General features: G+C 63.8%; 17 protein-coding genes and 1 tRNA gene. 9 read left to right on the top strand and 9 right to left on the bottom strand.

The window, feature by feature from the left end:
• The first annotated feature begins 29 nt into the window (after positions 1-29).
• Positions 30-3,347, top strand: coding sequence for an ATP-dependent helicase (locus AC20117_RS00450; protein ID WP_083339993.1), 3,318 nt, complete (start codon positions 30-32; stop codon positions 3,345-3,347).
• On the opposite strand, the gene AC20117_RS00445 is transcribed toward AC20117_RS00450, so the two are convergent.
• Positions 3,344-4,702: a macrolide 2'-phosphotransferase gene (locus AC20117_RS00445; RefSeq protein WP_083339800.1), complete on the bottom strand. Its 1,359-nt coding sequence runs from the start codon at positions 4,700-4,702 to the stop codon at positions 3,344-3,346. The two genes, AC20117_RS00450 and AC20117_RS00445, sit on opposite strands and share 4 nt — an antisense overlap.
• A gap of 150 nt (positions 4,703-4,852) precedes the next feature.
• Here AC20117_RS00445 and nudC point away from each other — a divergent pair, with 150 nt between their 5' ends.
• Positions 4,853-5,806, top strand: coding sequence for an NAD(+) diphosphatase (gene nudC, locus AC20117_RS00440; protein ID WP_074701530.1), 954 nt, complete (start codon positions 4,853-4,855; stop codon positions 5,804-5,806).
• 14 nt (positions 5,807-5,820) lie between these two features.
• Complete coding sequence (locus AC20117_RS00435; RefSeq protein ID WP_236777405.1) at positions 5,821-7,935, top strand: ATP-dependent DNA helicase UvrD2; 2,115 nt, start codon at positions 5,821-5,823, stop codon at positions 7,933-7,935.
• A 21-nt stretch (positions 7,936-7,956) separates the two neighbouring features.
• Here AC20117_RS00435 and AC20117_RS00430 read toward each other — a convergent pair whose 3' ends face one another.
• Entirely contained in the window at positions 7,957-9,027 is a 1,071-nt protein-coding gene (locus tag AC20117_RS00430; RefSeq protein ID WP_158300420.1) for a TOMM precursor leader peptide-binding protein, read from the bottom strand.
• Positions 9,028-9,161: 134 nt separating this feature from the next.
• On the opposite strand from AC20117_RS00430, the gene AC20117_RS00425 reads away from it, so the two are divergent.
• A complete protein-coding gene (locus tag AC20117_RS00425; protein WP_074701533.1) occupies positions 9,162-9,788 on the top strand; it encodes a M48 metallopeptidase family protein in 627 nt (208 codons plus the stop codon).
• On the opposite strand, the gene AC20117_RS00420 is transcribed toward AC20117_RS00425, so the two are convergent.
• Positions 9,785-11,191 (bottom strand): zinc-dependent metalloprotease, encoded by a 1,407-nt coding sequence (locus tag AC20117_RS00420; protein ID WP_074701535.1) that lies wholly within the window; start codon positions 11,189-11,191, stop codon positions 9,785-9,787. The two genes, AC20117_RS00425 and AC20117_RS00420, sit on opposite strands and share 4 nt — an antisense overlap.
• Positions 11,192-11,508: 317 nt before the next feature.
• On the opposite strand from AC20117_RS00420, the gene AC20117_RS00415 reads away from it, so the two are divergent.
• The 3 genes from AC20117_RS00415 (at position 11,509) to AC20117_RS00405 (ending at position 15,928) form a co-directional block, all read left to right on the top strand.
• The gene (locus AC20117_RS00415; RefSeq protein WP_074701536.1) at positions 11,509-12,606 is read left to right on the top strand and encodes a YlbL family protein; all 1,098 of its coding nucleotides are present in this window, start codon (positions 11,509-11,511) and stop codon (positions 12,604-12,606) included.
• A 186-nt stretch (positions 12,607-12,792) separates the two neighbouring features.
• Positions 12,793-15,804, top strand: coding sequence for a UPF0182 family membrane protein (locus AC20117_RS00410; protein WP_418202232.1), 3,012 nt, complete (start codon positions 12,793-12,795; stop codon positions 15,802-15,804).
• 50 nt (positions 15,805-15,854) lie between these two features.
• Positions 15,855-15,928, top strand: a tRNA-Met gene (locus AC20117_RS00405).
• Between the two features lie 162 nt (positions 15,929-16,090).
• Here the strand turns inward: AC20117_RS00405 and AC20117_RS00400 are convergent.
• Together AC20117_RS00400 and AC20117_RS00395 are read right to left on the bottom strand one after the other, a co-directional pair.
• Positions 16,091-16,831, bottom strand: a complete 741-nt coding sequence (locus AC20117_RS00400) for a PspA/IM30 family protein (RefSeq protein WP_074701538.1) — start codon at positions 16,829-16,831, stop codon at positions 16,091-16,093.
• A gap of 69 nt (positions 16,832-16,900) precedes the next feature.
• The gene (locus tag AC20117_RS00395; protein WP_074701539.1) at positions 16,901-18,952 is read right to left on the bottom strand and encodes a TPM domain-containing protein; all 2,052 of its coding nucleotides are present in this window, start codon (positions 18,950-18,952) and stop codon (positions 16,901-16,903) included.
• A 304-nt stretch (positions 18,953-19,256) separates the two neighbouring features.
• Between AC20117_RS00395 and AC20117_RS00390 the strand changes: the two genes are divergently transcribed.
• A complete protein-coding gene (locus AC20117_RS00390) occupies positions 19,257-20,927 on the top strand; it encodes a S1C family serine protease (RefSeq protein ID WP_074701541.1) in 1,671 nt (556 codons plus the stop codon).
• A 204-nt stretch (positions 20,928-21,131) separates the two neighbouring features.
• Entirely contained in the window at positions 21,132-21,899 is a 768-nt protein-coding gene (locus AC20117_RS00385; RefSeq protein ID WP_074701542.1) for a PIG-L deacetylase family protein, read from the top strand.
• A 50-nt stretch (positions 21,900-21,949) separates the two neighbouring features.
• Here the strand turns inward: AC20117_RS00385 and AC20117_RS00380 are convergent, their stop codons facing one another.
• From AC20117_RS00380 to AC20117_RS00365, 4 genes are all read right to left on the bottom strand, one after another.
• Positions 21,950-22,561 (bottom strand): anti-sigma factor, encoded by a 612-nt coding sequence (locus AC20117_RS00380; RefSeq protein ID WP_074701544.1) that lies wholly within the window; start codon positions 22,559-22,561, stop codon positions 21,950-21,952.
• 60 nt (positions 22,562-22,621) lie between these two features.
• A complete protein-coding gene (locus AC20117_RS00375; protein WP_074701545.1) occupies positions 22,622-23,089 on the bottom strand; it encodes a tRNA (cytidine(34)-2'-O)-methyltransferase in 468 nt (155 codons plus the stop codon).
• A gap of 34 nt (positions 23,090-23,123) precedes the next feature.
• Positions 23,124-24,062, bottom strand: a complete 939-nt coding sequence (locus AC20117_RS00370; RefSeq protein WP_074701547.1) for a J domain-containing protein — start codon at positions 24,060-24,062, stop codon at positions 23,124-23,126.
• Between the two features lie 141 nt (positions 24,063-24,203).
• The gene (locus AC20117_RS00365) at positions 24,204-25,004 is read right to left on the bottom strand and encodes a pyrimidine reductase family protein (protein ID WP_074701548.1); all 801 of its coding nucleotides are present in this window, start codon (positions 25,002-25,004) and stop codon (positions 24,204-24,206) included.
• Positions 25,005-25,019 lie beyond the last annotated feature (15 nt).

Raw genomic sequence — 25,019 nt, 5'->3', positions numbered from 1 at the left:
CAACCTACGCCCCGGATGAACTTGCCCGGATGCTGGGCCAGCATCTGCCCACCCCCGAGCAGGCGGACATCATCAGTTCGCCGCTGCAGCCGCTCCTCGTCATTGCCGGCGCGGGCTCGGGCAAAACGGCCACGATGGCGGACCGCGTGGTGTGGCTGGTAGCCAACGGGATGGTCCGGCCGGAGGAGATCCTCGGTGTTACTTTCACCCGGAAGGCGGCAGGCGAGCTGGCGGCGCGGATCCGCGTCCAGCTCAACAAGCTCGCCCGCCACGGGCTGCTGCCGGAGGGCGCGGATGACGCGGCCGGGCTGCTGGAGCCCAAGGTGTCCACCTACCACTCGTACGCCAACGGTCTGGTTTCCGACTACGGGCTCCGGCTCGGCATCGAACGCGACGTCGTGCTGCTGGGCAGTGCCCAGTCGTGGCAGCTTGCCAGCCAGGTGGTGGAGGCTTATGACGGGGATATCGGCCATTTGACGGCGGCCAAGTCCACGCTGGTCAAGGCGGTCATGCAGTTCGCCTCGGAGTGCTCGGAGCATTTGGCAACCCCGGAGGAGGCCATCGGCTTCCTGCAGGACGACGTCGAGAGGATCAGTTCCCTGCCCTATGTCGAGGGCAGCACGCGGCAGCCAAAAGCCGCCGTCGTGTCGCTGTTGAACCGCTTGCGGACCAGGATCACCGTTGCCGAACTCGCCGCCCAATACGGCAGGGCCAAACGTGAGCGGGGAGTGCTGGACTACGGCGATCTCGTCTCACTGGCGGCAGCGATCGCCAAGGACGTACCGCAGGCCCGCGAGCTGGAACGTCTGCGGTACAAAGTGGTGCTGCTGGACGAATTCCAAGACACCTCGCATGCGCAAATGGTGCTGTTCTCCCAACTTTTCGGCGACGGCCATCCCGTTACCGCAGTAGGGGACCCGAACCAGTCCATTTATGGATTCCGGGGAGCCTCGGCCGGACAGCTTTTTGCCTTCCGCCAGCATTTCCCGCTCGTCGACGAGGACGGGCAGCGCAGCGTCGCTCCCGCCAGCTTCCTGACCGTGGCCTGGCGCAATGCCATCAACGTGCTCGCCATGGCGAATACGATTTCGTCGCCGCTGAACAGGGTAGACCCGAACCGGCCGAAGCCGGGCCGGCTCGAGGTGCCTGCACTCAGGCCGCGTCCGAACGCGGTCGAGGGCACTGTTGTCCTGTCCCGCTACCGCAGCGAGTCCGAGGAGGCGGAACAGGTGGCTGCCGGCGTGGCAAGGGCACGCCGGACCGTATTCGAGCGGGATCCGGAGACCGGCAGGGCCGAACCTGTCACCACGGCCGTGTTGTGCCGGCGGCGTGCGCAGATCGCCGGCGTTGCGAAAGCACTCGCGGACAAGGGCATTCCCTATGAGATCGTCGGACTGGCCGGACTGCTGAGCCAACCGGAGATCATCGACCTCGTCGCTACCCTCCGCGTCCTGGCCGATCCCGGCCGTTCCGACTCCCTCATGCGCTTGCTGGCTGGTGCCCGCTGGCGCATAGGGCCCGCGGACCTGATGGCGTTTGCCGATTGGTCGCGCTTTCTGGAGTCCCAGCGGCGCCGGGCGGCCGAGGACAGGCAGACGGTGGATCTGGATGCCGACGAACAGGCATCGCCCCTGGTCGTCCAGCAGGATCTGGCCGAGGCGGCCTCGCTGGTGGAAGCCCTGGACCGTTTGCCCAAACCCGGCTGGACATCGCGCAATGGACGCTCGCTGACTCCCGAGGCGCTGGCACGCCTGGAGCGGCTGTCGGCGGAGGTCCGGCAGTTGCGGACTTTCGTGGGGGACGAGCTTCCCCTGCTGCTGGGCGAAGTCGAACGGGCCATGCTGCTCGACATCGAAGTGGCTTCCAAACCCGGCGTTACCATCCACCAGGCACGGCGGCATCTGGATGCCTTCCATGATGCGGCCGCGACATTCATGCAGACCGCGCAGCGGGTTGACCTGTTGGCTTTCCTAGCCTGGCTCGAAGCCGCCGCGGCAGAGGAAGGCGGACTGGATGTCGTCCAGGTCGACGTGAGCAAGGACGCCGTGCAGTTGCTGACGGTCCATGCTTCCAAGGGATTGGAATGGGACGCTGTATTTGTTCCCGGACTCAACGACGGTGCCTTTCCTAGCGGCTCCGACAACCGCTGGAGCAGCGGAAACGAGGCCTTGCCCTGGCCCTTGCGTGGCGACGGGGCGGACCTGCCGCAGTGGGACACCGAGCAGCCGGACCAATTGTCCTGGTTCACCGCCGAAGAAGTCTACAAAGGTGAGGTCCAGGCCCACAACGAACAGGAGGAGCGGCGCCTGGCCTACGTGGCGTACACGCGGGCCAAGCACCTGCTGGTCTGCAGCTCCGCGGGCTGGGCAGGCAGCAAGGTCAAACCCTGCGCACCGTCAATATTCCTGACCGAGCTGGCCGAACTGGCGCAGCAGGACCCGTCGACGGTGCAGGTCAGTACCTGGATCTCCGACGAGGAGCTTGGCGACACCAACCCGTTCCGTGAAGAAACCGAGACGGCCTTCTGGCCCTACGATCCCTTGGAAGGCCCGCTGGTATACCGGGGTGGAGAGCCGGAACCGGCCCGTCCCGGCCGACGTGCTGCCATGGAGGCAGCTAGCCAGACGGTGCTGCAGGCCATTGCGGAGGACCGGAAGCTTGAGCAGGGGGCACCGTGGGCCAGGGAAACGGAGCTGCTGCTCCAGGAGCACAATGCCTCCCGTGGAGCCAACGAGATTGAGCTGCCGGCACACATCTCCGCCTCCATGCTCGTGGAGCTGAAAGACAACCCCGGCGAGGTCACGCGGTCCTTGCGTCGGCCCGTGCCGCGCAGGCCAGGCATCGCCGCGCGCAAGGGAACCGCGTTCCACAGCTGGGTTGAGGAGCACTTCGGCACCGCCGGCATGCTGGATCTGGACGACCTGTCCTCGCCCGCGGACTCCCATGTCGACCAGGCCTACGACCTGGAGACCATGAAAGCCACGTTCAAGGCGTCCGAATGGGCGGAGAAGGCGCCGGCGGCCATCGAAGTACCCGTCGAAACCAGAGTGGATGAGGTCGTAGTCCGGGGCCGGATCGACGCTGTCTTCCGGGACCAGGACGGAATCTGGGACCTGGTGGACTGGAAGACTGGTTCACCGCCCTCGCCGGACAAGCTGGGTATACGTGCCGTTCAGCTCGCAGTGTACCGGCTGGCCTGGGCTCGGTTGCAGGGAATCGACCCTGCGGAGGTCAAGGCAGCGTTCTACTACGTGGCGGCGGATAAGACCGTGCGGCCCCACGATCTGGCCGGTGAAGCCGAACTCGAAGCCATCGTGCGCGCGGCCTACGCCGGTTCCGAACGCTAGGAACCTGAACGGGGCTCAATGATGGGGATCGCTGTGGTTGTCAATGAATCATCAGCAACAGCGGTCCCCTCGCCGGACGCACCGCCGTCGTTCTTCTCTGCGGGAGTCTTCCGTTTCGCGTCCGCTGAAGCGGGCGGCCGGTCCGCGGTCGGCTCGTCCTCCTTCGAGGGGTTCAGGCCGGAACCGCCGGGTTCCTTATCCATGCCGGATTCCTTCTTGTCCGCCCGGTTGTCATCACCGTCGACCGGCCCAGCCTCAGCGGTTGGCGTTTTGGAGGGCGCCGCGGGAACTATCGGCTCCGCCGTCACGCGCTCGCTGATCCGGGGCGCGGCCGGCCGCTCTGCGGACTGCGTGCCGGCCCGCTCAATTTCGGGCGCCGTGGACGGCGGACCAGGCGGTGTCGCGGGCACGGGGAGCTTTTCGCTGCTGATCTCCTGGCCGCCGTGTTCGCGGATATCCGACTCAAGTTCCTGCAGCATCTCTTCGGCTTCGGCAATCATTGCCGCATCCTCGGCAGCGACACCGCGTACCAGCCATTGTGCCAAGGCGAATTCGGCGGCCAGCGCGGCACGGCGCATCAGGTGTGGATCCACCGGCTCCTTGCGGTACTTGTTGTACGACTCCAGCACAACGTCGGCGAAAGACTGTTCGTGTACGGCGATAAGCCAGGCAAAATCATCCGCCGGATCGCCGATCCGCAGATCCGTCCATCCGGTGACGGCGCTGACGGCACCGTCCCAGATGACGAGGTTATCCTCGTGCAGGTCACCGTGGACCACGGACGGGTTGAACTTCCAGAGCGTGACATCCTCGAGTGCATGCTCCCAACGGCGCAGCAAAGCCGGCGGGATCTTGCCCGTCGTGGCGGCCTGATCGAGTTCGTTCAGCCGGCGCTGACGGAACTCGTCAGCGGTGTAGCTCGGCAGATCCGCGCGGTCCACCATGGCCTGCGGCAGGTCATGGATTCCGGCCATGGCCCGGCCGATTTCGATGGGCACTCTGCCGCCCTCGGCGACAAGCGTCTCTAGCTCCAAAGTAGCCCCGGGAACGTGGTTGTAGACAAAAGTGCGCAGTTCCCCTTGCTGGACGGTGCCTGCCACGGACGGCACCTGGAACGGCAGTTCGGCCCGGATGGCGGGGGAGAAGGACCGCAGGACCAGCAACTCCGTTTCGAGCCTCATGCTGGCTTCCGGATGGCGGGGGGAGCGGACCCGCCACTGCTTGCCGGCGTCATCGATCACTACCGCGGAAGTGAAGTCCGCGGCGTCGTCGGGAGCTCCGGAAACGCCGGCAGGCGCCAGTCCGGGTACGGCCGCGCTGGCCATAGCAGCCAGTTCCATAGGAGTCTTTCTCACGTAGTCCACCGTAATTGGAATGTCGCCCCAGCCACGGCGGCTGCGGCGGCGAGTCGTTAGAACGTGACGCAGACCAAACCTAGGCCCCCTGTTCTCCCCAGATTGCGGCCCAAATATCAATTGGTCCGCCGCGCTTAGTACGGTAGAGGCATGAGCACCACAACCCACGCCACAGGCTTCCCTCCGTTGGGCGGCCTGACCCTTGCCCGCAGCGCCATGGACCGGGGTTGTGAGCGCCGCAATCAGCCGGTTCTGTTCGACGATATCTGGGGCTTGGATTCCACCTGGGTCATGCTCCTGGATGCGGGCAAAACGCTCGTGCGGGACAACAAGATCGTGCTGCTGCCCTCGCTCGGGCGCCGCGTGCCGGAAAAACCTGTCTATCTTGGCCGGGCAGTGGCAGGGGCGGATGTTCCCGAGGGAACGGATATTGTCCTGGAAGACCTGACGGGGATAACTGCTGAAGCAAAGAACGACGGCGAGTGGCTGGGACTGCGCGACGTCGCGACTTCGCTGTCACCACAGGACGCCGGCCTGTTCGCGGAAGCAGCCGCGATTTCAAATTGGCACGCTGTCCATACGCATTGCCCGCGCTGCGGGACACGGACCACCGTGGAAAGCGGCGGCTGGGTCCGGCGCTGCCCGGCAGACGGCAGCGAGCACTATCCCCGCACCGATCCGGCCATCATTGTTTCGGTCGTTGACGCAGACGACCGGCTGTTGCTGGGTAACTCGGCCAGTTGGCCCGTGGGACGGTACTCAACGTTGGCCGGCTTCGTGGAACCGGGGGAGTCCCTCGAAGCGGCCGTAATCCGGGAGACCGAGGAAGAATCCGGGATTGTGGTGCATTCGCCGCAGTACCTGGGATCGCAGCCGTGGCCCTTCCCTTCTTCTCTGATGCTTGGCTTCACTGCCGTTGCAACGGGAACCGAAACGGTTCCGGACGGCGTGGAAATCCGGGACGTGCGCTGGTTCACGCGGGCCGAACTCGCCCAGGGAATTGAATCCGGCGAGATCCAGGTCGCGGGCGGCATCTCGATCGCCCGGGCCCTCATCGAACACTGGTATGGCAGCGCGCTGCCGGAACCGCTGGGCGGGAAGTGAGCCTGGAACTACCGGTGGATGTCACTGATAATCTCGAAGCCAGAATTCTCGGCGGACTCGACGAGGAGCAGCGCCACGTTGCGTCGACGCTGACCGGGCCCATGTCCGTGCTTGCCGGTGCGGGCACCGGCAAGACCAGGGCCATCACCCACCGTATTGCCTATGGCGTGCATTCGGGAGTGTACAAGCCGCAGCAGGTGCTCGCGGTGACCTTCACCGCGCGTGCGGCGGCCGAAATGCGCACTCGACTGCGGGACCTGGGCGTGGGTGGGGTGCAGGCACGCACCTTCCATGCTGCCGCGTTGCGTCAGCTGCAGTATTTCTGGCCGCACGCCGTGGGCGGACCGTTGCCGGGGTTGCTGGACCACAAAGCCCAGGTCATCGCCGAATCCGCGCGGCGGCTGCGGTTGACCACGGACCGGGCCGCGATCAGGGACCTGGCCGCGGAGATCGAGTGGGCCAAGGTTTCCATGCTGACCCCGGACACCTACCTCAAAGCTGCGGCAGGGCGGGTGGAGCCGGCAGGGTTTGATCTGACCACCATTTCCAGGCTCTTCCAGGCCTACGAAGACGTCAAGACCGACCGCAACATCATCGATTTTGAAGATGTCCTGCTGATCACGGTTGGCATCCTGCAGGAAGATGCCAAGGTCGCGGCCACCGTGCGGGACCAGTACCGGCACTTTGTCGTGGATGAGTACCAGGATGTGTCCCCCCTGCAGCAACGGCTGCTGGACCTGTGGCTGGGGCCAAGGGACGAGTTGTGCGTGGTTGGCGATGCCAGCCAGACCATCTATTCGTTCACCGGTGCTACTTCCCGGCATCTGCTGGAGTTTACCAAGCGGTTCCCCGGGGCCGAGGTGGTCAAACTGGTGCGGGACTACAGATCGACTCCGCAGGTGGTGAATCTGGCCAACTCGCTGCTGGCGGCACGCACCAAGCAGCCGCGGCGCGGCGGCAGCGATCCCTGGCCCGCCCCGCTGGAACTTATTGCCCAGCGCCCTACCGGCCCGGAGCCTTCGTTCACGGAATGCGCCGACGACGAGGCCGAAGCTGCACAGGTAGCCGGAAGGATCCGGACACTTCTGAATGAAGGCGTCGCCGCAAGCCAGATCGCCGTGCTGTACCGGACCAACGGCCAGTCGGAAGCCTACGAACAGGCCCTGGCCTCGGCGGATATCGGCTACCAGTTGCGCGGCGGCGAGCGATTCTTCCGCCGCAAGGAAGTCCGGGATGCGATGCTGCAACTGCGCGCCGGCGCCCGGGCCGCGGGGACCGATCCCGTGCCGCAGCTGGTCAGGGACATCCTTGCCAACCTTGGCTACACCGCGCAGGCTCCTCAATCCGGCGGTGCGGTACGCGAACGCTGGGAATCCCTGGCCGCGCTCGTGGCACTGGCTGACGAATTGGACAAGGCCCGCGGCAGCGCGGCCGGCGGTGTGTTCACTCTGCAGGATCTCGTTACTGAGCTGGAAGAGCGTGCTGCCGCCCAGCACGCGCCGACGGTCCAAGGCGTCACGCTGGCCTCGCTGCATTCCGCCAAGGGCCTGGAATGGGATGCCGTGTTCCTGGTCGGACTCAGCGAAGGACTGATGCCGATCTCCTTTGCGGACACCGATGACGCCGTGGACGAAGAACGCAGGCTGCTTTACGTCGGCATCACACGGGCACGCGAGCACCTTGCGCTGTCCTGGTCCCTGGCGCGCACACCCGGGGGCCGGGCCAACCGGAAGCCATCACGCTTCTTGGACGGGCTGCGGCCGCAATCATCGTCCTCCGTGCAAAGCCGGACGGGCGCCAAGCCCTCCCGCCGCAAGCAAGCGGCACCCGCGGTGTGCCGGGTGTGCGGAACTATGCTCAACTCAGGCGCCGAACGCAAAGTCGGCCGGTGCCAGAACTGCCCGCCAACCTATGAAGAGTCGACCTTCGATGCTTTGCGGCAGTGGCGCAAGGATACCGCCCTGGAAGCTTCGGTGCCGGCCTTCGTCGTGTTCACTGATGCGACGCTGGTGGCTATTGCTGAAGCGCGCCCCCAGTCCATGCAGGAACTCTCGCGTCTGGCTGGTGTCGGGCCCGCCAAATTGGAACGCTATGGCGAAGACGTGCTGCGCATACTTTCCGATAACTAGGTTCAGAGACGCATTAACACGCTAGCTGTCCTGCAGCGCCGGCTGCAGCTGGCAGGCACACTCGGGGTGGGGCCGATACTCGTGCCGGCCTACAGTGCCATCGGCTGAACGCAGCTGCAGGACGGCCGACCAGGCTGCCGGGCGGTTCCTGCCATCCAGAAAGAGCAGCGACTGCAGGCTTGCCAGCCCTGCCGCGGCGACGGACTGGGCCACTTCGTCGACGGCGCCAGCCTCTGCGCTGGCGCCGTGTACCTGCGAACACAGCTCATACCAGTCGGGATCTGCTTGGGCGTGGTGCCGGTCCAAGCAGTCCAGACACGCGGATTGCCCGGGTACCACCAGCGGGCCAATCAACGCGTCCCGCTCACGAAGCAGCAGCGACAGGTGGGGATTGTCCCCTTCGGAGAGGCCGTGGCTGATGCGTGCGTTGGGCACATCGCGGTCAGTGTAAATAACGAGATTCAGGAAGCGAGGTCGGCCGGCGGCGGCTTCCGGGTCCATGCTGTTGGACAGGATGTGCGTGGAAACCGTCGGGTCAATGTTGCGGATCATCTTCCGGACAGCTTGCGCCCGGTTCAGCCCGACGTCGGCCAGTCTGAACGCTCCCGATCCTACGTCGGCGGGCCCGACGCTGGCCCGGTCTTCCAGCAGCAGTGTGCCGACGCCCGCAGCGGCCAGAGCGCAGGCGACAGCGCCGCCCGTTCTGCCCAGCCCGATCAAATGCACGGCAGCCCTTGCCCGGTTCGCCAGCAGCGCCGATGAGTCGACGGAGTACACCGCAGACCAGTGGGCCCGATCGGGCGCCAGACGGTCCAGGCGCAATCCGCTGAGTTGCTCCGACTTTGCCGGCGGATCGACCAGCACACTTTCCAGCGCTGCCACCAACGCCCGCGCCCTTTCCGTAGTGATGGAACAGTTGCCGGCAGCGTGCTCCAGTTCCGTGTCGTCGAGACCGGTCCGCAGACGGTACAAAAAATCCAGGTCCCCCTGGCCGGTGCCCTCTAGAACCAGACCGGTGGAACCCAGGCCTATCTGCACTGTGCCCCGGCGCTCGATCAGGCGCAAACCGGGATTGATCTTCAACTCCGCCACAGCTTTCTCCTTTTCGAAGTTCCGGGATTCCATGCTGGCATGCCGGCAGCGGCGGGGGAGGAGTTATCCACAGAATCGAAGGTACGGCGAGTGCGCGATTCTGACGTAGGCCCATTCACGGTAACGTCGTTGCCATGCGGGACGGACAGAAGAGCACAGCTTTACGGGCAGGAGACGGCCCGGCCGCGCTGACTACCAAGGACGGGAAACCGGTAGTGGTCAAGCGCTCCAACAGGCGACGGCGCACGGTATCTGCGGGCTGGCGCGACGGTGAAATGATTATTTCCATTCCTGGTCATTTCACAGCTGCCCAGGAACGTGAGTGGGTGTCCAGGATGGTCGCCCGTCTCGAGGCGAAATCCGACGCAGACGTCGGAAAGCGGAAGGTCCGCAGTGACGAAGCGCTGATGCACCGGGCCGCCATGCTATCCGGTAGATACATTTCCGGGAATCCTTGCCCGGAGAGCATCCGGTGGGTGTCCAACCAGAACGGGCGCTGGGGGTCCTGCACTCCCGCCCGCGGCACCATCAGAATTTCGGACAAGATTGAAGGCATGCCGCAATGGGTCATCGATTATGTGATCCTGCACGAACTCGCCCACCTCGTAGTTCCCGGACACGGGCCAGATTTCTGGGACGTGCTCGAGCCATATCCTGACCTCGCCCGGGCCAAGGCATTTCTGGATGGGGCAGCGTTTGCGATGGGCCGGGGACTCAGCGACAGCGGCGGGGATCCGCTGGGCGATGATGTGGAGGACTAGGAGTCCTGGCGCCCATCCTTGGAGTCGCCGTTCTCATCCTCTCCGGTATCCGTATCAGCATCGTTGGTAGGCTCATCAAACCCGCCCGCCAGCAGCTTTTGCAGGGCCTCGTCGACCTCCGTATCAGAGGCTTCCAGCAATTGGCGCCTGGAACTGAAGCCTGCCGGATCGTCCAGATCCTCTGACGTCGGGAGCAGGTCCGGGTGGTGCCAGATGGAATCCCGGCCTTCGATGCCGCGTTCCTCGGCCAAGGCAGCCCAGAGAGCGGCCGCGTCGCGTAGACGGCGAGGACGCAGTTCCAATCCGACCAAGGCTGAAAAGGCATGCTCGGCCGGTCCGCCCGTTGCGCGGCGCCGTCGAACAGTTTCCCGCAATGCACCCGCGGAGGGCAGATTCACCGTAGCCGCGGCTGTCAGTTCATCGACCCAGCCTTCAACCAGCGCCAAAGTCGTCTCCAGCTTCACCAAGGCGGTGTCTTGCTCCGGGGTTCTTTCCGGCATGAACACTCCTTGGGAGAGAGCATTCTGCATGGATTCGGGATTGGTGGGATCAATTTCCCGTGCTACTTCTTCAATCCGCGACATGTCAATATGGATGCCTCGGGCATAGCCTTCGATTGCGCTCAGAAGGTGCCCTGCCAGCCAGGGAACATGCGTGAACAAGCGGGTGTGCGCTGCCTCCCGGACCGCGAGGAAGAGCCGGATCTCCGACTCGGGAATATCCAAGCCTTCGCCGAAGGCCCTGACGTTGGCAGGCAACAGCGCCATTTTGCCTTCTGCCAAGGGGATGCCGATATCCGTGGAGCCAACAACATCCTTGGATAGGGCGCCGACGGCCTGTCCCAACTGCATGCCGAACAGAGCGCCGCCCATGTTCTGCAGCATCGAATGGGCCCCGCCCATCATCGCCTTCATGTCCTCCGGCACCTGTTCGGAGAGGGCGCTTGTGAGAGCGAAAGCAATGCTGTTCGCCACCGGTTCGGTCAGCCGCTTCCATGTCGGTAACGTCGCCTCTACCCATTCGGCCCGGGACCATGCCCTGCCCATGAGCCCCGTGCCGGCGAAATCCGTGACCGGATCCAGCCACATCTCGGCCAGGCGCAATGCCTCGTCCACCTCGCGGGATTGTGCGGGAGTAACCGATGGGTCACTGTCCGAGGCAGCAACCTTACGCGCGCTCTCATGGGCCAGCTTCCAGTTGACCGGGCCTTCATTTCCGGCGCTCATCATGGCCTGTACCTGCTGCATCATCTGCGCCAGCACATTGGGGTCGGACGGCAGACCTGCCGCCTTGGCTATTTCTGCGGGATCCATGCCGGCTCCCTCAGCGCCGAAAAGCTTGGCAAACATTTCGGACAGCGGATCTTTCGGATCGTCGCCGTTGTTGGATGGGTTGGAGGTCATCTATACCACCGGTCCTTGTGAGGGTGTGCTGGGCATGCGGGCCTGGAACAGGGCCTGTGGCCGTCGCCGGATTGTTGCTTCTGACTACACGTTACCGCTAGTTTTCACGCCATGTCGTGCTTGTTGAGCCCGGTTCGCTCTAGGCAAATGAGATGCGCGGCCTCGTTTCCCGGTCAAGCTTCCAAATGGATCGCTCCGGATTACGGGCGTCCTCTCAGGCAAAGCGCGTAGGCTGGTGCAGGGTTCCGGCTTGACCGGTGCCCTTCCTGCTGTGCCTTGAGTAAGCCGCGGGAGACGCTGAGAGAAGGAAACCACAGTTGACTGAGCCGATCGACCTCGGGGAGCAAGCGCCGCCGACGCCGCGCAAGCCAAATAACCGACGGCACCCGGTCATGATAGGAGCGGGCGTCGTCGCAGTCGTCCTTGGCCTGCTCGCGTTGGCTATGCCATCGCCGTACATCGTGGAATCTCCCGGTCCTACCTTCAACACGATCGGCGCCGTGAACGACGTCCCGTTGATCGAAATCCCCGGCCAAAAGACTTATCCCACTTCAGGCGCACTGGATATGACTACTGTTTACATGAGTGGCGGCCCCAGTGGCTCCGTGCGTTTGTTCGAAGTAGCGTCTGCATGGCTGGATCCACGCAAGAGCGTCACACCGGAAGAACTCGTGTACCCCCCGGGTGTCTCCGGCGAGCAGATCCAGAACCGAAACGCCGCCGCCATGGACTCTTCGCAGGAAACGTCCGTTGCTGCGGCCTTGAGCCACTTGGGCGTCGACTTCGAGGAAGACCTGTCCGTTGTCGATTTCGCCGACGGTGCAGCCGCGGCAGACCTGCTGGCACCGGATGACGTCATCGAAAGCATCAACGGCATCGCGGTAACGGACATTAATGTTCTTCGTGATGAGCTCAATGCCAGCGGTGGCGAACCCGTGGAGCTCGAGGTCCTCCGCGACGGCGAGCCTGAGACCGTCCAGGTCGCTCCGGAGGCGAACGCCCAGGGCGCTTATCAGCTCGGCGTCCTGCTTGAGACCGACTTCGAGTTCCCGTACGAGGTCAAAATTCAGCTGGAAAACGTCGTCGGGCCCAGTGCGGGCATGATGTTTGCACTTGGCATCGTGGACAAGCTGACGCCAGGGGAACTGACCGGGGGGCTGCACGTTGCCGGCACCGGCACCATCGATTCGTCCGGAAACGTCGGTCCGATCGGCGGCATTGAACAGAAAATGTATGGCGCGCATCAGCGCGGCGCGACCGTTTTCCTTGCTCCGGAAGCTAACTGTGGCGAGGTCGTCGGCAATGTGCCTGACGGGATGCAGGTGGTCAAGGTGGCAACTCTCGAAGACGCAGTGGAAGCCGTGACTGTGCTCGGCGAAGGCAAAGACGGCTCAGCGCTCCCTGCCTGCGGCTGACGTGTCACAATCGTGCGTCAGAAGCCGATGACGGTCGCTCCCGACTTCGTTGTGGCGTTCCCACAAGGCAGAATGGAAGGAAAGCGGAACCTCCCGGGCTGCTCATTCGTGGTCTAGACGGAGGGGCCTCATGCATAGGCATGGATCCGCCGTCAAGCACAACGCACGCTGACAATGAGGTAAAGAGTGACATTCGGACAAGACCGGCCCCGTGATGACCGGCCAACCGCGCCCGCCCAACTAACACGGAAACGCTCCCCGCTGATACCCACCCTCATTGTGGTGGCCGTGCTGGTGGTCGGGTTCGTCTTCTTCTCGCAGATTTATGCGGACATCCTTTGGTACAACCAGCTTGGCTATCTGGAAGTATTTCTGAAGGAAAACGGCACGAAAATCGCTATCTTCCTGATTGCCTTCCTGATCATGGCTGCCGCGGTGTACCTGAGCCTGCGCCTCGCTTATCGGTCACGTCCGGTCTATGCGCCGGACAGTGCACTGCAGGACAACCTCAACCGGTACCAGGAACAGCTTGAGCCCGTACGCAAGCTCCTGATGATCGGTATTCCGATTGTGCTCGGTGGCTTCGCCGGTACCGCGGCGGCATCCGCTTGGCAGACTGTGCTGCTGTTCTTCAACCAGGTTCCCTTTGGGCAAACTGATCCCCAGTTCAACCTGGACTACAGCTTCTACACCAACACGCTGCCCTTCCTGGGTTTCCTGACTGGGTTCCTGGTCAGCGTGGTGCTGATCGCAGGTATCGCCGGTCTCCTGACCCATTACCTCTACGGCGGGATCCGGCTGGAGGAGAAGGGCTTTTTCGCTTCCAACGCTGCCCGTATCCACGTAGCGGTCTTCGCCGGCCTGTTCCTGCTCCTGCAGGGTGTGAATTACTGGCTGGACCGGTACAGCACTCTGCAGTCGGATTCGGGCAAATGGACCGGCGCGCTCTACACGGATGTCAATGCCGTCATTCCGACCAAGGCGATTCTGGCCGTGGCTGCCATCATTGTGGCCATCCTGTTCGTCGTTGCCGTTGTCTCGGGCCGGTGGCGTCTGCCGATCATCGGTACAGCAATGCTGGTTATTACTGCGATTCTGGCCGGCGGTGTTTACCCCTGGGTCATCCAGCGATTCCAAGTAGAGCCGTCCGAACTCAGCCGTGAAGCGGAATACATCGAGCACAACATTGCCTTGACGCGTCAGGCCTACGGGCTCGACGAGGTTCAGACCAATACCTACAACGCGACCGTTGAAGCCGAGGCCGGCGCCCTGCGGCAGGACGCCGAAACGACGGCGAACATCCGCCTGCTCGATCCCAACCTGGTCTCGGATGCCTTCAGCCAGCTGCAGCAGTTCCGGCAGTACTACCAGTTCCCGGAAATCCTGAACGTCGACCGCTACGAGATCGACGGCGAGATCCAGGACACTGTCATCGCCGTCCGTGAGCTCAACACAGCAGGCGTGCCTGCAGGCTGGGTCAACGAGCATGTCCTCTACACCCACGGTTACGGTGTCGTCGCCGCCGCCGGTTCCAGTGTCGAGCCCGATGGCAAGCCCACCTTTATTCAGTCCGGCATCCCGACCACGGGTGTGCTGGGTAATGAAGAGGACTATGAACCACGGATCTACTTCGGTGAACAATCTCCTGAATACTCCATCGTTGGTGCACCAGAAGGCGACAGTCCCATTGAGATCGACCGTCCGCAGAGCGAAGAGTCCGAGACGGAGTCCCGGAATACCTTCGAAGGCGACGGTGGGCCGAGCGTGGGCAACGCCTTCAACCGTCTTGTCTACGCGCTGAAGTTCCAGTCCACCGACCTGATGCTCTCGGACCAGGTGAACTCTGAATCGCAGATTCTTTACGACCGGGATCCGCGGGAACGGGTGGAAAAGGTCGCGCCGTACCTGACGGTGGATGGAAATGTTTATCCCGCCGTCATTAATGGCCGGGTCAAATGGATCGTCGACGGCTACACCACCAGCAAGCACTTCCCGTACTCGACTCCGCAACAGCTCCAGTCAGCAACTGCAGATTCTTCGACGGCAGGCGGCCAAAGCGTGGCTCTGCCGCCCGAAGAGGTCAACTACATCCGCAACGCAGTCAAGGCCACCGTCGATGCCTATGACGGTTCAGTAGACCTGTATGCCTGGGATGACCAGGATCCGATCCTCCAGGCGTGGCAGAAGGTCTTCCCGACAACACTCAAGCCGTTCAGCGAAATGTCTGCGGAACTGATGGACCACGTGCGTTACCCGGAAGATCTCTTCAAGGTGCAGCGTGAACTCCTGGCCCGTTACCACGTGACGGATGTCGACAAGTTCTACACCAACAGCGACGCCTGGGCCGTGCCTACCGATCCGACGCTGGGTGCGAATTCCGACGTCAAGCAGCCTCCTTTCTACCTGTCCCTGAAGATGCCAGAGCAGGAAAACGCTGCCTTCTCGCTGACGACGCCATTTATCCCGTTCGTTCCTGCCGGTGAGGAAGCGCGAAACGTGCTCTACGGCTTCCTCGCTGCCGAGGGTGATGCCGGAACCGGCGAGGACGGTGTCAAGAGCGAGGAATACGGCACGCTGAGGCTGCTTGATATTCCACGATCACTGTCGGTTCCGGCACCGGGCCAGGCACAAAACTTGTTCAACTCGGATACTGCGGTATCGACTGAGCTGAACCTGTTGCAGCAGGGCGCTACCGAAGTGCTCAAGGGCAACCTGCTCAGCCTGCCTGTCGGCGGCGGCATGTTGTACGTCCAGCCGGTGTATGTCCAGTCCTCGGGTAGCTCGGCTTACCCGACGCTCCGTCGCGTACTTGTCAGCTTCGGCGAAGTGGTCGGATTCGCGCCCACCTTGGACGAAGCCCTTGACCAGGTCTTCGGCGGTGACTCCGGTGCCACGACCGGCGACGCCGGGAACGTCGGCGAGACACCGGACGATCCGGCTGCCCCGCCCGCAGAAGGTGGCGGCGGCAACGCGGAGGCCGACCTGCGGGCGGCACTCGAAGCGGCGAACGCGGCGATCCGTGAGGGTGAGGCGGCTCTGGCGGAAGGAGACTTCGCGGCTTACGGTGCAGCTCAGGAGAAGCTGAACCGGGCTTTGCAGGATGCGCTCGAAGCTGAAGGCATTGTCTCGGGTGAGGCTCCCGCCGAGGGCGGCGAAGAGGCTCCGGCAGAAACGCCGGCCCCGGCGCCCGAGGGCTGACGCAGCCGATTTGCTTAGCAACCCCGCGGCCGGTAAAGTAAAGACCGCGCCGCGGGGTGGAGCAGTTCGGTAGCTCGCTGGGCTCATAACCCAGAGGTCAGAGGTTCAAATCCTCTCCCCGCAACAGAGAAAAGGTCCCGACCGGAAACATCCGGTCGGGACCTTTTGGATTAAGAGCCAATCATGATTCCCCGGGCTATCGGGAAAAGCCCATACGGGGCTGCGGCGCAACCTTCACACCACAGCCCCGTGCAGGAACGGCCACTGTCAGGCCGCCGCTAGTTGATTACTGGCCGGACTCGATTGAGGCAGAGCTGGAGCCGGACTTCAGGGCAGCCAAGCGTGCTTCGATCTCGGTTTGCTCTCCCAAGTCCTCCAGGCTCTCAAACTGGGCATCTAGACTCGACGAAGCCAGTTCCTGAGCGCCGCGGACCCGTGCCTCTTCCCTCCGGACCTTTTCCTCGAACCGTCCTACTTCGCTGGTCGGATCCATGATGTCGATGCTCTTGAGTGCGTCGTGCACCTGGGTTTGTGCTTCGGCCGTACGTGCGCGCGCGACGAGTTCGTTGCGCTTGTTTTGTAGCTCGGTCAGCTTGCCCTTCATCTGGTTAAGCCCGGTCTTGAGCTTTTCGACAACCTCGTTCTGGGAGGCGATGGTGGGCTCGACACCCTTGGCCTCGTTCTCCGCACTGATCTGGCGTTGGATGGCGACCTTGGCGAGATTGTCGAACTTTTCCGCATCGGCGGGATTACCCGCGGCGCGGTACTCGTCGGCCTTTCGGCTGGCAGCCAAGGCCTTGTTGCCCCAGCTGCGCGCGTTTTCCATGTCTTCGTTGTGATCGTCCTGAAGCATGCGCAGGTTCCCGATGGTCTGGGCGACGGCGCTCTCGGCCTCGGCAATGTTGTTCGAGTAGTCGCGGACCATCTGGTCCAGCATCTTCTGGGGGTCTTCGGCCTGATCCAGAACTGCGTTGATGTTGGCCTTTGCCAGCTGTGCGATACGGCCAAAGATTGACTGCTTAACCACTGTGATACCTTTCGTCCTGCTATCTGATTCTTGACTACAACCCCTTGGGCTGCCCGGTTTCTTATCCAGTTAGAAGTTGCCGCCGGCACCTCCGCCGTCGCCAAAACCGCCACCGCCGAAGCCGCCGAAGCCGCCGCCGCCGAAGATGTCGCCCCCGCCGCCCCCGCCGCCGAAGCCGCCACCGTGGCCGCCATGGCCGCCGTGCAAAATGGAGTCGATCAGGATTCCGCCAAGGATGGCGCCGCCGAGGCCGCCGCCGCGGCCACCAAACATTCCGCCGCCGCCGAAGCCTCCCATACCGCCCATGCCGCCAAAACCATCAACATCTTGCTGTGCCATCTGGCTGGCCTGCTGCGCGAGGGCATTGGCCTGCTGGGCATAGTTGAGGGCCTGTTCGGGATCTGATTCGGCGATCTGCAGAGCGTAGGCAAGGTTGCGTTCGGCTTCAGCCAGCCGGGTCCGGGCTTCACTGCCGACGCCGCCGCGGCGGGCTTGGATATAGTCCGAGGTTCCCGAGATTTGGGCCTGGGCCGACATGATGGTGTGCTGCAGCGACTCGCGTGCCCTGCGGGCACGTTCCTGGGCATCACGGATGCCGGTCAGTGATCGGTCCAATGAATTCGCGGCGTCAAGGCGCTGGACGATGCCGATCGGATCGATCCGGCCGCCGGCGATTTCACGTTGGATGCCTTCGAGTGCCGTTTCGACTTCGGCGACGGGCCCTGCGAGTTCCGGATGTTGCCCGTTGGCGATGAGGGCGCGTGCATGGGCAAGATCCTGGGCTGTGTCCGAAATCGCGCTTTCCATGGCCGACCTTGCGGCGTCCAGGTCCTTGGACGTTTTGCCGATGGCATCGAGGAGGACATTGGCTTGGTAGACACTTTCTTCGGCCGCCCGGACGGCGACAACCGCAGCGCTGCGGTCTCCGGCGTCGAGCTTCTCCTGCGCGGTGGCTGCAGCGTTGTCCACAAAATCGAGCCGTTCCTGCGCCTGATCAATATTGTCTCGGACCTGCTCAAGGGCGGAGTCAGCGTACCGTTCACGGAGCCGGTCAAGGTCTGCGTGGCCGGCAGCCAACCTTTTGCGAGCAGCCTCGGCAGCTTCACGGGCGCTGGCCAAGGCGCCGGGGGCGTTCTTTTCCAGTTCCCGCAGCGCGTCGAAATCTTCCTTGTGTTCCTGGAGCGATGCGCTGACGGCTTCGCAGCGACGGATGATGTCGCCGAGCCAAGCCCGCTGCTGTTCCTCGGTATCCGGAATGTGATCATCGAGCTGCTGCTGGAGTTTGAACGACTCCATCATGTGCGCTTTGGCCGCGGTGATGTCTTCGCGGAAAGGCTTGACGGCTGTCTCGCCGTACTGGGCCATGGCGAAGCCGACTTCCTGCTCGCTGGATCTGATGGCGTCATCGGCGGCGATCAGCAGGCTGCCGGCCTTCTTGCGCAGATCCTCGACGCTCATCGCGTCATGCGGATCAATCGGTTTGCCATCCGGCCCACGCTGGATCTGTGGTTCTCCGCGGCCTGCACCCTTGCGGCGCCTGGATTTCACATACAAATAGGTGCCGACTCCTCCCGCAGCGACGACGCCGCCCATCAAGAGCACCGGCGCCAGCGAGCCGCCGCCGGAGGAAGAACCGACATCTCCGCTGCCGCCGGAGGCCACGTCCGCGATTGCCTCTGCGGCCAGTACGCCTGCTTCCGCCCATTCGTCCTGAGCGAGCGCGGGGTTCAGCGACTGGAAGATCTGCTGGTCACTGGCGGAAACAGGACTTCCTTCCGCAGACTGGAAGTGGGCCTCGCGTGATTCGACCGCGACAACGAGCATGCTGTCCGAACTTCCCAGACCCTTTTGCTGTGCTGTCTCCACCAGCCACTCGCTCGGATCGGAAGGGTTCTCGAATTCGTCGACGTAGACGACGTACAGGCCCAGGCCTTCTTCTTGACGCAGGTTGCTGATCGCTTCCTCGACCTCGGCCCGTTCGGCACCAAGGACGCCTGCCTCGTCAACCACAAACTCGCCGGGCGGAATCTCCACCGGTGGTTCGGCGTTTGCCGCGGCCGGAGCCATGAAGACCGCCGAGAGCCCAACAGCGGCCCCCAAATGAGTGAGCAGTGATCGCATGTAGAACCCTTCAGTATCGTCCGGAAACCCGGTTGATATCGTGGCGGATACCGGGGCGCACCGTTGATCCGCCCCGATTTTGATTCTATGGGGCGGCAGTGGGAGCGTCCACCCGAATTGACCGTCTTGGAAGCGGGTACGCCGGAAGCGCAATGTACCGCTCGAACGGATTCCGGCCTGCCGGCCGGAGGGGAACCATGTGGTTCAACGGCATTCGGCATATTCCCAGTTTTCTTCCAGCGAATATCGTCCCCTGTCCCAGATTGAGAAGGCATAGTGGTAACAGTCCAAGGAAAGGGAAACTATGACTGAGCACAACCAGGATCCGGAAGCCACCTTCCGGCCCCAGGTTCCGCCGCCGCCGGCGAAGCCACCGGCAACAGCGGACGCCAACGCTGATTACCGCACTCCAGCCGGCGAATCGGATATGGGCGAGCCAGCCGGTTCTGAGCAGGATCCGCGTACTCAGTCGCTTCCTCAGTCACAGCAACCGACAGAACCGCTTACAGGCTGGCACCGGCCGGATGGTTCGGACCATGCCCGATCCGGGACATTCGGCGAAACCGCCAATGAAGACCCCGCCGGCGAGACGCAGACCGGCGCAGCTGCACAGCAAGCCGGATACACCGACGCCAGCCCCTACGGCCAGCAGAACCCCTATGGGCAGCAGAGCACCTACGGGCAACAGCATCAGTACGGCGGGCACAATCCCTACGGGCAACATGGCTCCGTCCCTTATTACGCTTCGGCTGCGTCAACCGGCGCCCAGACGCCCAAGCCAGCCGCCAAAAAGCGGTTCGGAAGCGGCACACTGGTTGCCGGCATGCTCCTTGCCGGGCTCGCAGGCGGCGGAGTCGCGGTGGGCGCGCAATCGCTGGCTGGTGACGTTCCGCCGTCGTCGGTTGCCTCCGGTTCAGCAGAGCAGCTGATCGTTAACAACACCGACTCGGTCAATGAAATCACGGCTGCTGCGGCCAAGGCATCCCCGAGCGTCGTGACGATTTCCGTCGCCTCGGGTAATTCGGGCGGCTCCGGTTCGGGCATCATCCTTGATAAGGAAGGCCATATTCTCACCAACACGCACGTGGTTACGTTGGGCGGACAGGCTGCGGACCCGAACGTGGAGGTCCGCACCAGCGACGGCAAGGTCCACCGTGCCAGCATCGTGGGAACTGACCCGCTGTCCGACCTGGCCGTGATCAAGATCGAAGCGCAAGGCCTGACGCCTGCTGCCTTCGCCGACTCAAGCGAGCTCAATGTCGGGGACACCGCCATCGCCATCGGGGCGCCCCTCGGCCTGAGCGGTACGGTGACGGACGGCATCATCTCGACGCTGAGCCGGACGATCAGCGTCTCGTCCTCGGAAGTGCCCGAGGAACCCGAGGAAGAGCAAGCGCCAAGTCCCGGCGACCAATGGAACTTCCAGTTCCCCGAGGATTCCGGCAACCAGTCCTCCGGACAGGGCAGTATCTACCTCAACGTCATCCAGACGGATGCGGCCATCAACCATGGCAATTCGGGCGGCGCCCTCGTTAACACCAACGGGGAAGTCATCGGCGTAAATGTTGCGATCGCATCCGCCAGCCAGGACAGCGGGAGCATCGGCGTCGGTTTCGCCATCCCCAGCAGCTATGCCGAGCGGATCGCGCAGGACCTGATTGCCGACGGCCAAGCAACGCACGGTTATCTGGGCGTCACCGTCACGGCTAAGGCCGCGGAGGCTTCACGCGGAGGCACCCAGTTCTCCGTGGGAGCTGAGGTCGCCGGCGTCAGTGGGGGGTCGCCTGCCGACAAGGCCGGACTGCGCGAAGGAGATGTCATTACGGGGGTCGGGGAACGTGTCATCGAGGACAGCCTCTCACTGACGGCAGCCATCCGTGAGCAGCCCGTGGGCGGCACCGTAACGCTGAAAGTCCTGCGCGGGGGCGAAGAGCAGAGCATCGATGTGACAGTGGGCCAGAACCCGGAAAGCTGAATCGGCCTGTAGTAAGGATAAAACCGGCTGCGGAACCTCCATCGGGTTCCGCAGCCGGTGCTTTTTACGTCATATCCGGGCCTGCCCGGGCCGGGGCGCGAGTCGCGGGACGCCACCGGTATGGTTAGCTAAGCTTTACCGGCTGAGCACTGCGGGACCGCAGGCAGCCGCGGAAATCCGCAAGCAGAAGGGTTGAGGAAACACATGCCAGCTTTGCCCACGGAAGCCGAGGGGCCAGTCACCGCACCTGAGCGGGTCCTGGTCTTCGCGGCCCATCCTGACGACCTTGATTTCGGCGCCGCCGGAACCATTGCACGCTGGACCGCCGCCGGCACGCAGGTGAGCTACTGCATCATGACCGACGGCGATGCCGGCGGATTCGATGAGGCGCACCGTCCGGAAATTGTGGCGATGCGCGCGGCCGAACAGGCTGAGGCAGCACGGATCTGCGGCGTGTCGGACCTGCATTTCCTCCACCAGCGCGACGGTTTTCTGGAGCCGAGCTACGAGGTTGTCGGCATGGTGGTGGAACTGATGCGGAAAATCCGTCCGGATATTGTCCTCGCCATGCACCCGGAACGGGCCTGGGACCGAATCCAGAAGAGCCATCCGGACCATTTGGCCTGCGGTGAGGCAGTTACCCGTGCGGTCTATCCCGCGGTGGAGAATCCGTTTGCCTATCCGGAACTCGCCGAAGCCGGACTGCCTGCCTACAAGGTGCCGTATCTGTGGTTCTTCGGCGGGCCGGCCGAGCGGGAGAACCATTTTGTCGACATCACCGAGTTCGTCGATACCAAGGTGGAAGCCATCCGGATCCATGCGAGCCAGCACCCGGACGTGGAACGGATGGATGCCAGGGTCCGCTCGATGCTCCGAACCAATGCGCGCCGCGGCGGCCTGGAGGAAGGCCGCAGTGCCGAGGCGTTTCACGTAGTCGGCATCAATACTCCGGCCACCATCGCCGGTTTCTAGGATCCAGAGGGCCCTTGCCTGGCAATGCGCGGCAAAGGGCCCTCGTGCGGCTACTGGTCCAGCGGGACGGACAGGGTGAACGGCGGCGTCGGCGACTGCGCGCCGCCGCGGGCCTCGAGGGTCAAGGCAATCTCACTGAAACCGATCACATTTTCGATGATGACAGGTTCCTCGCCGGATACGTTTTCGCTGCTGAGCGCCCCCACCGACTGCGGTGCCGAACCGTTCGCGGGGATTTTCCAGAGCTGGTAAATCTGGCCTTCGCCGGCGGCAGACAGGCTCCGGAACGTCAGGACGGCGGCATTCCTGTCGGTGGACACCGCGACGTCGGCACTGGCGCCCTCGTCGCCTTCCACGGTAGCGGTGACTACATCCGACGCATCGAGAACATCCTGCTCGGCCGAGCGGCCCAGGGTCTGTACGGCGGCGATAGCCCCGATAATCAAAACAACGACGGCGACAGCTACGAGGATCCACTTGGTCGCGGCCGGCATCGGCCTGCGCGCCGGAATATCGTCTTCCGCCGTCAGTTGGTCTGCGTGCAGCACCGACGGGTCCTCGGAAGCGCCGGTATCCGGGGCGTTCTGCTCGGGTTCGTAGTCAGGCTCGTAATCCGGAGTAGATGATGAGGCCTTGTCGTCTCGGGGCAGTGGCGTTTCCATAAGTCCTTAGCATAGTGCCGGGTCCTGCAGAAGGGCGGCGGGGTGAATGGGGATGACGTCTTAGAACTGTGCGCCGGCGAAACCATGCTGCCGCCAGGCCTCATAGATGGCGATGGACGCCGAGTTGGCGAGATTCAACGAGCGCAGCGACGGCCGCATGGGCAGGCGCAGGCGGGCGGTGACATGGGGATCGTGCTTGACCTCCTCGGGCAGCCCCACCGATTCGGGGCCGAACAGCAGCACGTCGCCGGGTGCGTAGGCGATCTCCGTGTAGGCCTGTTCGCCGTCGGACGTAAATGCGTAGACACGTTCGGGTTGCAGAGCATCCCAGGCGGCCTGCAGCGACTTGTGAACGTGGACGACCGCAAGGTCGTGGTAATCCAGTCCTGCGCGGCGAAGCTTGGCGTCGTCGAAGGAGAAGCCGAGCGGTTCCACCAGGTGCAGTTCGGCGCCGGTAATCGCGGCCAGGCGGATGGCGTTTCCCGTGTTGCCCGGGATTTCAGGGGTATAGAAGAGAATGCGGAACACGCTCTCCATCCTATGCACGCCGCGGCGCCAAGGGTTATTTGTGCATGCCGGAGAGCAGGCGTCCCAGCGAGGGGACATGCACGGTATTGGGAGCGGGGCCGCTGCCTAGGAACTTTTTCAGTTCGCGGATCAGCCGGGCCGCGTTCACCACATGGACCGGAGCATGCGAGTGGGGATCGTAGCCGCGCGCATAGTCGACCACAGGTTCGTGCAGGTTCCCGTCCGGTGAATGGATGACTGTCCAGCCCTGCACATTCAGTTCCGGAAAGAGGTCCTGCATGCGCCGGACCGCGGGCACCAGTTGGGGCGGGTCGACGATGCGGCCGTCCTTGCGCAGGGCGTAGCCATCCCACCTGAAGATCCCCTTGGGCAGCAGCATGGAATCAATTAGAGCCAGCCGGTAGCCGGCAAGCAGGGCATGGTCGATGAAACCGCGGTCGGCGGGGGAGTGGAGGCCGTTGACCAGACGGGCAGAGGGCATCTCGGGCAGGATCTGCTGGGACAGCAGCCGTACCGTCCGGGCTTCCCGCTGCAGCCGTGATGCCGCGCCGAAGACGCCGCGTTTCCGGGGCGCCCCGTGGATCTGCTGACGCGCCAGCGACAGCGGCACCAGGCTTGACGCGTCGGCCGTGTCATAGGACGGTACATAGACGGCTGGGTCTGCGGCGGCCGGGCGGCGTTCGCCGGGACGGCGATGAGGGGCGGTGGTGAAATTGGAGCCGGCGGCAAAGGCCTCTTCACTGTCCGTGGGTGCATTGGGAACCGACGCCGTCCCATAAGACCTGTCGTACCGGGCCCGGGTCTGTGGGTTGCTGAGCACTTCGTAGGCGAGGGTCACCTGGCGGAACGCTGAGGGGTCGCCGCCGTGGTCCGGGTGGGTGGCACGTGCGGCCCGGCGGTAGGCCGCCTTGATCTGCTGCGCGGTGGCATTGGCAGGCAACCCCAGGGTCTCATAGTGGGATGGGGGAGTCACCTGCCGCCTTCCTGTAGTTACGTCGAAATCGCCGCTGGTCCGAACGCAAGTCTAGCGCTGCCTGCGCCTTTGCTCTGTCGGGATTTCAACGAACCGGAGGCGGACCGCGTTCCGGCTGCCGCGGTCTTCTCCGGCAGCGGCTCAGGGCCGGGAAGCCGGAGCAACGGAGAGGTAGCGCAGCAGCAGCATCGAGTCCGACTCGAGGATATGGGCAAGCCTCATGGCCTGCGGTGCATGCTCAGCCACATGGTCGGCCACCCGTTGGCCGGTACCACCGGCCAGGATGGGGCTCATGGTCAGGCACAGTTCGTCGACCAGCCCGGCGGCTTCGAAGGAGCCCAGGAGGGTGGGCCCGCCCTCGCTGTGGATCTGGCTCAGGCCCCTGGATGTCAGGATCTCAACGATCCTGGCCGGTTCCACCCACTGGTCCCCGGCGTCGACGACATCCGCAACTTCTTCCAGTGCGCGCCGGCGGCCGGCATCAGCCCTGGTCGTGGTGAGCAGCAGCGGACGGACCGGTGCCTGGACAAACAGTTCGCTGTCCGGGTCCAGGTTCAGCGAACCGGAAACGACGGCGAACGCAGGGCGGGCCGGCATGCCGTGTTCTATCCGCCACTGCCGGCTCTCGGCCGAGAGCAGTTCTCCACCGTATCCCTCCGCGCGGATGGTGCCGGCACCGATGAGGATGACGTCGGCAAGCCTGCGCAGCAGCGAGAAAACGTGCTGGTCCACCTCGTTGCCCAGGGGACCGGACCTGCCTTCGTGGGTGGCGGCGCCGTCGAGGCTGGAGACAAAATTGAAGCGTACCCAGGGGCCGTTGTGCGGCAGTTCGCCGTACCACTGCAGCAGCTGCTCGTCGGTGGCGTCGGCGGCGGCCTCCGGGAAGATCCGGTTAATCGCGGCAAGCGGTACAGCTGTCCGGGTGACTGAGCCACCGGTCATAAATTCTTCCCTTCG

It is taken from the genome of Arthrobacter crystallopoietes (assembly GCF_002849715.1).
In the GTDB taxonomy this organism is placed as follows: domain Bacteria; phylum Actinomycetota; class Actinomycetes; order Actinomycetales; family Micrococcaceae; genus Crystallibacter; species Crystallibacter crystallopoietes.
The sequence above is the reverse complement of the archived record's forward strand: the minus strand, read 5'-3'. Positions and strand labels throughout refer to the sequence as shown.